Here is a 2025-nt window from a genome sequence, read left to right on the forward strand (position 1 = left end):
ACTCTCGAACAGATGTCGCCCCTGTGCTGACAGTAAAAGCGTAGTATATTTCCGGAGCGGGTCTATGCGCTTTTCATGTTCGTTCGGATTTTAATCAACTAAAACTCTTTTGTCCCAGCCTCTTTTTGTCCCATTATCCTTCCCATAAGAACATAGGTAAAATTATTTAAGTGAGTTGACAATAATCAACAAATATTTGACAGATTAGTGAATACTAATATATTATATACAATATATGAAATGTTCAAAAATCATTTTCCTGTAACGCGAAGTGAAAGCGTTTTCGTTCTTAGAGGGTCAAAGGGCTTTTTGTCATTGATTATATAAAAATATAGGTCTGATACCTTTTACTAGGATGAAAGACCTAAAAAACAAGGAGGAGAAGTTATGTCGAGTGAAGATATTTATCAGCTAATAGCCATAATTATTTACATGGTAGCCATGCTCGGTATTGGTTGGTATGCATATCGACGTATATCAAATCTAAATGACTACATGTTAGGAGGACGTTCATTAGGGCCAGGAGTAACTGCACTTAGTGCTGGGGCTGCCGATATGTCAGGCTGGTTACTAATGGGGCTACCAGGTGCTATTTATGTCTCTGGTCTTGATCAGGCATGGTTAGCAATTGGTCTTACAATTGGAGCCTACCTAAACTGGTTGTTTGTTGCACCACGACTTCGTACTTACACACAAGTGTCCAATGACTCTATCACTATACCAAGTTATTTGGATAATAGATTAAAAGACAACTCAAAAATTCTACGTATCGCATCAGGAATCATCATATTACTCTTCTTCACATTTTATGTATCTTCAGGAATGGTTGCAGGTGGGGTATTCTTTGAAAGTTCATTTGGATTAGATTATCAAAGTGGATTATTAATTGTATCTGCAGTTGTTGTGGCTTACACATTATTCGGAGGATTCCTTGCTGTTAGTTACACAGATGCTGTTCAAGGTTTAATTATGTTTTTAGCACTAATTCTTGTTCCGACAATAGCTGTATTTATAACGGGTGGAATTGGAGAGACTGTAGACTCTATTAAAGCAGTTGACCCGGCATTATTAAGCTTGTTTGCAGGTGCATCTACTGCAGGAATTATCTCTTCTCTAGCTTGGGGCTTAGGATATTTTGGACAACCACATATTATCGTTCGTTTCATGGCGATTAAGAGTGTTCAAGAGACGAAGCAAGCAAGAAGAATTGGTATTGGTTGGATGATTCTTTCACTATTAGGTGCTATTCTGGTTGCTCTAATCGGTGTTGCTTACTTCCAACAAAATCCAGGGGAAACACTTGTAGATCCTGAAGCAATCTTCATCGCAATTGGTCAAGTTGTATTCCATCCATTTATTGCTGGGATCATGCTTGCAGCTGTACTAGCAGCTATCATGAGTACCATTTCATCTCAATTAATTGTAACGTCATCTGCATTAATTGAAGACCTTTATAAAGCAGTAGTAAAGAAGGATGCTTCGGAAGCTAGATACGTATTCTTGGGTAGAATTTCGATCCTTGTTGTAGCAGCGGCAGCGATGTTCTTTGCTTGGACAAGAAACGAAACAATCCTTGATTTAGTTGGATTTGCTTGGGCAGGCTTCGGGGCTTCCTTTGGTCCAGCAATTCTATTATCACTTTACTGGAGAAAAATTACTGGACTGGGTACACTTGCTGGTATGGTAGTTGGTGCTGTTACTGTAGTAATCTGGGGAAGTTCAGATGCCTTATCTGGAATGTTATACGAAATAGTTCCTGGATTTGTACTTAGTTTAATCGTAACAGTTGTAGTTAGTTTACTAACCTATAAACCAAACCCAGAAATTGAAGCAGAATTTGATGAATCTATCAGACTGCTAAAAGAAGAAAAATAAAAGATTATAAATACTACTAGATAGAGGCTGGGACATAACTAAAAGTATAAGTTGAGAACCTGAACGAAACACCACATCAGCTCCGGAAATATACGGAGACTCCTACGGGAGGATAGGCATCGGTGAGACCCCGGAAGAGCTTTAGCTCTG

At 38.6% G+C, this 2025-nt stretch carries 1 protein-coding gene; it reads left to right on the forward strand.

Annotation, left to right across the window (positions count from 1 at the left end; genetic code table 11):
• Positions 1 to 387 precede the first annotated feature (387 nt).
• The gene (putP, locus tag BN999_RS18075; protein WP_096273790.1) at positions 388 to 1875 is read left to right on the forward strand and encodes a sodium/proline symporter PutP; all 1488 of its coding nucleotides are present in this window, start codon (positions 388 to 390) and stop codon (positions 1873 to 1875) included.
• The last annotated feature ends 150 nt before the right edge of the window (positions 1876 to 2025 follow it).

Origin of the sequence: Paucisalibacillus globulus, from assembly GCF_900184735.1 — a bacterium.
Lineage (GTDB): Bacteria > Bacillota > Bacilli > Bacillales > Amphibacillaceae > Ornithinibacillus > Ornithinibacillus globulus_B.

Excerpts from the sequence above, each read along its gene's own strand:
- putP (WP_096273790.1), top strand. The coding sequence starts at position 388 with ATGTCGAGTGAAGATATTTATCAGCTAATAGCCATAATTATTTACATG.